Genomic DNA, 8,007 nt, shown 5'->3' with positions numbered 1-8,007 from the left:
CTATGCTAAAAATATTACAATCGTTTACACCTAACTTACATCAAATTAGGTAAAAACATGACTAACCCTGGGAAAAATGTAATAATCAATAGGGCAATTAGAAGAGCAATAATCATAGGAAAAACTTCCCTGACAAAGTCTGGTACCGGTGTGTTTGTAATAGAGCAAGTTGTAAACATCATCGTTCCAAAAGGCGGTGTGACACCACCAATCATAATGTTCACAATCATAATCATACCAAAATGAACTGGGTCGACGCCTAAACCTACAACGACCGGAACCAATAGTGGTGCCACAATTATCAGTGCCGCTCCACCTTCAAGGAACATACCCATTAATAGCAATATGATATTAATGATGATTAACATCATCCATTTGTCTGACGTAAAATTACTCAACCCTTGAGCAATCGTTTGTGGTATTCTTTCCCAACTCATGTAATAACCAAAAACAGATGCTGCAACAATAATCAATACAACGGATCCTGTCCCATAAATAGTATCCTTAATGATTTCTATAAAATGCTTAATCTTCAACTCTTTATATACGAAAAATCCTATTAATGTCGACATTAAAACTGCAATCGCACCTGCTTCCGTCGGTGTGAATACACCAAATCTCAAACCTAATATAACGCCAAAAGGAAGAAATAGAGCCCATATTGAATCCTTAAATTGATACAGTATTTCTTTTAGTGTTGCCCTTTTTTCTCTTGTTGGCATATAGCCTCTTTTTTTAGATATGATTGTAACTGTTACCATCAGGATTAAGCACATTAGTAATCCCGGTACATAACCGGCTATGAACATCTTACCAACGGATACTTGAGCGATTAATGCATAGATAATTAAATTAATCCCCGGGGGTATGACTGGAGAAATAGCAGATGAAGCTGCTGTTATAGCGGCTGAAAATGCTCTACTATAACCTCTCTTTTCCATTTCAGGCACCAAAATCTTGGATTGCATGGCCGCATCCGCATTAGCTGAACCCGACACACCGCCCATCAAAGTACTTAGAACAACATTAACCTGCGCAAGTCCACCGTCCATATGACCCGTTAATACTTCTGCCATACTCATCAACTTATTGCTGATACCGGAATAATTCATAACCGAACCTACCATGATAAAAAATGGGATGGCTAATAGGGGAAACGAACCTGTTGACGTAATGAATTTTTGCAAAATCAAGTCAGGTGGCATCCCTACATTTATGAAACCAAAATATGCAAGTGCTGCAGCAAACAAGGCAAATGCAATGGGAATACTCGAAAAATATAATATAAAAACAATTAGAACCGGAACATAAGCCATCACAATACTTCCCTCCTACTATTAAGTATTTTTATATCTTTTACATCTTGAACCAAAAAGACTATTGTTTGTATAACCATTAAACCAAAACCTACCACTAAGGCAGCGTTAACATACGCAGAAGAAATTCCAAGTACCGCTGTTGGTTTAATCGATGCCGTCCATGTAAATATAATACTCAAGTATAAAATGTACCCCGTAATTATAAGTAGCATCATATCTACTACCAATTTGATGATTGTTTGAGTTTTTTGATTCCCACGTCTGGTTAGAAAATCAATCCCTATATTCATTCGACGTTTATACGTCGCACTTGCGCCTAAAAATACACTCCAAATAAATGATATTGTTGCCACTTCTTCAACCCAGAAAATCCCCATATTAAAGACGTACCTCAAAAATACATTTAAAATGACAACTGAAACTGTTATGATTATGAAAAAACCACTGACTAACTCTTCAAAGTTCCTTATGAAAAATTTTAGGTTCTGCATACTTTACATCCTCCTATAGAAACACAACTCAATAATTAAACCCTTGACACCCATTGTCAATGTATTATTCAACTAAGAACGTCTTTTTTTTTAATTTTTTGTAAAAAAATAAATTCTGCTGCTTTTTTTATATAACAGCAGAACTCATTAAGTATAATAAAGATCTTACCTTTTAATTACCTCTAATTTCAGCTAACTCCGCTTGAATCTGATTGTATATTTCAATATTTAGCCCTGGTAAAGTCTCATATAATCCTTTTGTCGCTTCTGTAAACGCTGCTACATCCACTTCGTTAAACTCAACACCATAAGATTCTAATTCTTTAACCACATCTGCGTGTTGAGATTTTAATAATTCTACACTATAATCGGCTTCCGCATCAAATTCTTCTTGCATTATAATACGGTATTTTTCCGGTATACTATTCCATACATCTAAGGAAATATATACACCACATGTTCCCAAAAAGTGGTTTGTCAAAGCAACATTCTTCTTACCTGTTTCATATACTTTAGTATTAATATTTGTAAATTCAGAACCTTCTAAACCATCTACAATCCCTTGCTCTAAGGCACTAAATGTCTCTCCCCAAGGCAGTGGTGTTGATGTTGCTCCCATAGCATTTAATGTTTCAATAAACAATTGACTGCCTGGTGTTCTTAATTTTACACCTTTTAAATCTTCAGGGGTAACCACAACTTTGTCTGTAATAACATTTCTAAAACCAAAAATGAAGTCTAGCGCAAGAATCTTAATACCTTTTTCCTCTGCTTTTTTAGTCCATTCCTGTACCATTTCAGTTCTTACAAGTTCTCTATACTCATCATAATTGTTGTACAACATTGGACCAACAAGAGCCGTAAATTCAGGAACATAATCCCCAATATACGAAGGATCTTCAACAGAAATGAAGTCTGCGCCTCGGACAACTTGTTCAACCCCATCTTTATAGGTCGCTATTTGTCCTTGTGGAAACGTTTGAATCTCAATAGCACCGTTGGTTTTTTCTAGGATCTTCGCTGCTGCTGCATCCATTGATTTTGTTAATTGCTCATCTGGACTAAAAACATGGCTTAACTTAAGTACAAGTTTGTAGTCATCATCAACGTCACTTTCTGCTACTTCAGTTTCTGCTTCTGTTTCTGTATTTGTACTTACTGCTATTGGTGCCTCTTTTGCACATCCTGCAAAAAGACCAATACCTATTGCCAGTACAAAACATAGTGATAAAAGCTTCATCATTTCTTTTTTCATTTTACTTCCTCCCGATATTTTATACTCGTATTGTATCAAAAATATCTTACTAAAAAGTATATATCGTTAACTTTTTTTGTATAATTTTAACTACTTTTTATGTGTGTCGCGATATTTTTTAGGTGTTATGCCTTCATTCTTCTTAAAAGCAACCACAAAGTGTTGGGCATTACTATAGCCTAGTCTTTCACCAATTTCGTAGAATTTCATATTTGTTGAAACAATAAGCTCTTTGGCTTTTCTCATCTTGTGATTAAGAATGAATTTAGAAAGTGTAATCCCCGTTTCTTCTTTGAAAATTCTAGACAAATAAACCTTATGAATGTTTAAGGCTTCTGATATCTCATTAAGGGATATGGGCATACTATCATTTTCTTCAATGAATAATATGGCATCACTAATATGGCGGCTGTATTTTTTCTTGTTTTTATCTATTTGAATGATATTTTCTATCTTTTCTGTAAACCACTCAGCCATTTCTTCAACGGTATCATATTCATTTAATAATTGAATGGGTATATAATGATCCTCAAATACATCCCTATGGTTAATCCCATTACAATTGCAGAAATCCGTAATTAAATACCCCAATTGTTCGTTAACGCCTTTTAAAAAGTTGTATTGCATAAAACCTTTGACATTTGATTTATATATTTCCCCTATTTCTAATTTCATTTTTATCAGGTCATGGTTATTAATGGCTTCAATCAGCATTTTCATTTTATGCGTTAATGACGCTTCTGACATCCTTGTCGTATTAGGTAGATTTGAACTGTAAATAATATTCTTATCTTTACCTATAAATAATCTATAATTAAGTAACATTTGAGCTTGATTATAAGCTTCTTCAAAAACTTGTATGCTATTAAAAGGTCGACCAATCGCTATACTAATTGTATGTTCATGGTCTTTTTCATTAAAACGATATCGAATTTGATTGGCTGTCGCTGAAAACTTTTGAGACACATCATGCTCACTTATTTCCTTTTTTGTCTTGACCAGCACAAAAAACTTTCCAAAACCTAAATAAGTGAATTCATTTACAACAGTGCCTTCATTATCTTGATTAATATATTCAAGTGTTCTTAGTAAACAATCTTTTATAGATTCTTTATTATACCCACTACTGGGTATATTTCTCAAATAATAATCATCGATACTTATGATAAATATACTGTATATACTTAATGCGTCCAGGGTTAATTGATCACCTATTCGATACATTTCATTGTTCAGAATCATCTCTTTGATTTCGGAATTACTCTTTAAAAAAAACTGATTTTTTATCTTCTGCTGTTTGTCTTCTACATTTTTAACCTCTTTTTTCCTTATTGAAAGTAATAACTGAACCAGGTCTTCTTTTTTCATCAAGTCTTTTATCAAGTAGTCTTCAACATGCATTTTTACAGCTTCCCTTGCAAAGGCAAACTCTTCATAACAACTAAGTATGATGAATTTTTGTACTTCATCTTTTTCCCTTATTTTTCTAATAAGTCCAAGGCCGTCTAATAAAGGCATTTGAATATCTGTTATAATGACATCCGGATGCATTTCTTCATATTTCTCAAAGGCCTGTTTACCGTTTTTGGCTTCTCCACAAATTTCAAAGCCAAAGGCTTCCCAATCAATTAATCCAATCAGCAATTCTCTTGCCGGTTTTTCATCATCTACAACCAGAACTTTATAATTAGACATTAAAGTCAACCTCCTTTTCCTCTACTGGGATTTGAAAAGAAACCATTGTGTAAGCTCCTACTTCACTTTCGATATTTAGTGGATAAAAGGCACCATAGTATAGTTTCAATCGATCTACAATGTTTTTTAATCCAATATTATTAAAACCATTCTTAGGCGTGGTTTTACCTTTCCCTTTTTCTGACCATATTTCTTCTAATCTCATCTTACTTATACCCATACCATTATCATAGACTTCAATTCTAATTATCTTTGCATCGATCCACTTTATACTTATTTTTATCCTACCAAACGCCTCTTTGGGTAAAATGCCATGATAAGCAGAATTCTCAACAATCGGCTGAAGAATTAATTTTGGAATCATGATGCTTTCTATTCCTTCATCTAAACAAATCTGCAAATCAATGCTATGATCGTACCTGATTTTAAAAATATTCAAGAAACTTTTAACACAGTTTAGTTCTTCTTCTACAGTTATGTAATCGGTTTCTATAGACATACTAGCCCTAAGCAACATATTGAAGGAGTCAATGATACCTGCTAGTTGAATGGCATTTTCCTTTAAAGCAAGGTATTTGATACCATTTAAGGTATTATGTACAAAATGTGGATTGATTTGTGATTGAAGCAATTCCATTCGCAATCTAAGGTTATTAATTTCGAATTCTGTCTTCTGAATTTGTTCTAATTCCACCTGTTTTATCAACGCTTTGACATCAACAACCATTCTATTGAAACCATTCACCAATATACTTAGCTCATCATCCCCCACAATCTCCAGTGGACTTGGCCAATTCCCATATTCCATTTTTTCCATTGCATGGGAAACTTTTATAATAGGTTTTGTTATATTTTGAGATATGAAAAAGGAAACAAGGATGACAACAGCAATACTAACAAGACCAATTGCCACTATTATATTGGTGATTATTTTATTACCTCTATTGAGGGTTGTATAGGATATACCACCAATAATTGTCCATCCTTTATCCTGATCTAGCACTTGATTAATCAAGTATGTATTCGAGTCCTTTATGGTTATACTTCTTATATCACTTTGTTTATTACTCATGGTTTGTAGAATATAACTTGAGTCAAGATACTCATCACCTACTTCAAGTACGATATTTCCATCTTCATTCATCACGATAACAAAATCAAACTCTTCTTCACAAGATCTTATAAAGTTTCTAAAAAGGTAGTCTTTATTAATGTTAATAAGTAGATAACCAATTGGCAAAAAATTACTCTCGTTAATATACTGTGAAAAATAGGTTATTGTGGATTTAACATTCTCGGAATGATTATACTTTCGGTTTGGAAAGTCAGTAGGTATTGAAAAAGCACTGTATTCACCACTTTTTATGTAGTCGTTAAACAGCTCAAACTCTTTCACGATTTGATCATAAGGTTGAATTTTATAAAGAGGGTCTAATACTTCACCATTCATGTCAAAAGCAAAAATGGAATTTACCGATATATTGGCGTAGGAGTATTTTCTAAGCTTTTGAGAAATGGCTTCTTCATAATTATGCTTTTTCTCAGCTTCTTCAATTCTTCCCACCATTAGATTCTGTATTTCTGCATCATTTTGAATTGTATTTTGTAGTTCTATTACTTTTCCCAATTCTTCTTCTAAACTTTTAACAATAATCCCCATTTTTTGTTCTGTGATTACGATTGTTTGTCTCATTAACTCTTTGGAATATATATAACTTATGAGCATGGTTGCTACAAGCATTGTTGAAACGACAACAAGAGAAAGACTTATGGCAATTCTATTTCTAATATGTTTGAATTTAAAAAACATAGAATCATCTCCCTTTATTCAGCATTTCATCTAGCATAAACTGTCCTTGTAACTGTGCCTCATTTAATGCCTCTTCTGAGGATACGTTTTCTATCAACACTTTATAGGCTGCTTTTTCTAATGATTCGTATATCTTACCGTCTGTAGGGTCTATAAATATACGCGTTCCTAACTTCACTTGGCTAATTGGAATAAAATAATCTGGATTTTGAAGTACGGTATCATAAAAAACATCTTGGTCCATAGCTGACTTTCTAACCGGCAAAAATCCTGTGCTTGTTGACCACTTTAGATTGGTATTGATGTCCGATAGATACTTAATCCATTCAAAAGCTGCTATTTTCTTTTCTTCCTCAATATCCAATGGCACACAAATAGATTGAAGGTTAACAACACCTCTTGGGTTTTCCCTTTTATTATCCCAAGCCGGCAACATATACGTACCAATGACTCTAGCGTCCAGTTCACCCATATCACCGCAAGAACCAATGTATCCTGCAATGCGGCCTTGCATAACATCATCAATTGTTGAATACCAGTGGCTTGAACCATCGCCACCATAATGGACTTTCATGACTTTTTCTTCATGAATCAACCGTCTGAAATATTCCCAAGCTTCAATCCATTCTTTCGTGTTAATCATGACTTCTTTTCCTTCTTCACTCAAAAAAAATCCACCATTACTGATGGCTGCATCAATAAGATTTTCCGTACCATATACTGAACCCCAACCATAAACCAGCACTTCACCCTTGTCTTTCTGAGTCAATTTTATGGAAACATCCTTCAACGCTTCCCAAGTTAATAGATCAACTGGTTTCAATCTGTATTGTTCAAAAAAATCCTTTCTATAGTACAATACCTGTGTTGTACCATACAATGGAATACCCATGATTTCTTCTTTTATTTTATTCTGTTCTAGGTATGATTCTATATAATCCTCTAATTCAATGTTTTTTTTGGCAAAACCGGTCAGAGGAAAGATCACACCTTTTGTTGCAAGGTAGTTCAAATGTTGGTTTTCCAGCAAGACAACACTTGGGACCTTTTTCCTTGCTATGGCTGATTTTAGAGCCTTAAAAGTATTCTCATGGCTTGATTGATCGACACCAACAACATAGTAAGCCTCTTGAGACTGGTTAAAATCATCAATAAATGATTTCATGAGTTGATTAGGATACCCACTAAGGCCATACCAGAATTCTATCTCAATCTTATTATCCTTTTGATCTAACTTTATATCTTCAATAATATTTTGACATCCCACGTTTATCAACATAAGAACTAAAAAAAAACCAAACCATTTATGTTTTTTCATTGATTTATTCCTCTCCATATTATATTTATTGGTTTAACCAGTCATGACTAACTTATTCAAAGTACCTACACAAATGTATGTGAACGTTCAAGTATATCGATTTGACGCCTTAAGCAATT

General features: G+C 33.7%; 6 protein-coding genes. All 6 read right to left on the bottom strand.

Going from position 1 to position 8,007, the window contains the following annotated elements:
• Positions 1-35: 35 nt before the first annotated feature.
• On the bottom strand, positions 36-1,316 hold the full coding sequence (locus P0N36_RS13985; protein ID WP_275843478.1) for a TRAP transporter large permease: 1,281 nt from the start codon (positions 1,314-1,316) through the stop codon (positions 36-38).
• Positions 1,316-1,810 (bottom strand): TRAP transporter small permease, encoded by a 495-nt coding sequence (locus P0N36_RS13980; RefSeq protein ID WP_275843477.1) that lies wholly within the window; start codon positions 1,808-1,810, stop codon positions 1,316-1,318. Before P0N36_RS13980 ends, P0N36_RS13985 begins: the two co-directional genes overlap by 1 nt.
• Before the next feature lie 172 nt (positions 1,811-1,982).
• A complete protein-coding gene (locus P0N36_RS13975) occupies positions 1,983-3,065 on the bottom strand; it encodes a C4-dicarboxylate TRAP transporter substrate-binding protein (RefSeq protein ID WP_275843476.1) in 1,083 nt (360 codons plus the stop codon).
• Positions 3,066-3,155: 90 nt separating this feature from the next.
• Positions 3,156-4,760 carry a response regulator transcription factor gene (locus P0N36_RS13970; protein WP_275843475.1) on the bottom strand — a complete coding sequence of 535 codons (1,605 nt, stop codon included), beginning with the start codon at positions 4,758-4,760 and terminating at the stop codon, positions 3,156-3,158.
• Complete coding sequence (locus P0N36_RS13965; RefSeq protein ID WP_275843474.1) at positions 4,753-6,570, bottom strand: sensor histidine kinase; 1,818 nt, start codon at positions 6,568-6,570, stop codon at positions 4,753-4,755. The genes P0N36_RS13970 and P0N36_RS13965 overlap by 8 nt, the downstream gene beginning before the upstream one ends.
• Positions 6,571-6,574: 4 nt before the next feature.
• The gene (locus P0N36_RS13960; RefSeq protein ID WP_275843473.1) at positions 6,575-7,888 is read right to left on the bottom strand and encodes an extracellular solute-binding protein; all 1,314 of its coding nucleotides are present in this window, start codon (positions 7,886-7,888) and stop codon (positions 6,575-6,577) included.
• Positions 7,889-8,007: the final 119 nt, after the last annotated feature.

Source organism: Petrocella sp. FN5 (assembly GCF_029210395.1).
Classification (GTDB): Bacteria; Bacillota; Clostridia; order Lachnospirales; family Vallitaleaceae; genus Petrocella.
Note: the sequence above shows the minus strand (reverse complement) of the source record. Positions and strands in the feature narration are given on the sequence as shown.

Bases quoted from the DNA above. Each gene is read 5' to 3' on its own strand.
- P0N36_RS13985 (WP_275843478.1), bottom strand. From the start codon at position 1,316: ATGGCTTATGTTCCGGTTCTAATTGTTTTTATATTATATTTTTCGAGT.
- P0N36_RS13980 (WP_275843477.1), bottom strand. From the start codon at position 1,810: ATGCAGAACCTAAAATTTTTCATAAGGAACTTTGAAGAGTTAGTCAGT.
- P0N36_RS13975 (WP_275843476.1), bottom strand. From the start codon at position 3,065: ATGAAAAAAGAAATGATGAAGCTTTTATCACTATGTTTTGTACTGGCA.
- P0N36_RS13970 (WP_275843475.1), bottom strand. From the start codon at position 4,760: ATGTCTAATTATAAAGTTCTGGTTGTAGATGATGAAAAACCGGCAAGA.
- P0N36_RS13965 (WP_275843474.1), bottom strand. From the start codon at position 6,570: ATGTTTTTTAAATTCAAACATATTAGAAATAGAATTGCCATAAGTCTT.
- P0N36_RS13960 (WP_275843473.1), bottom strand. From the start codon at position 7,888: ATGAAAAAACATAAATGGTTTGGTTTTTTTTTAGTTCTTATGTTGATA.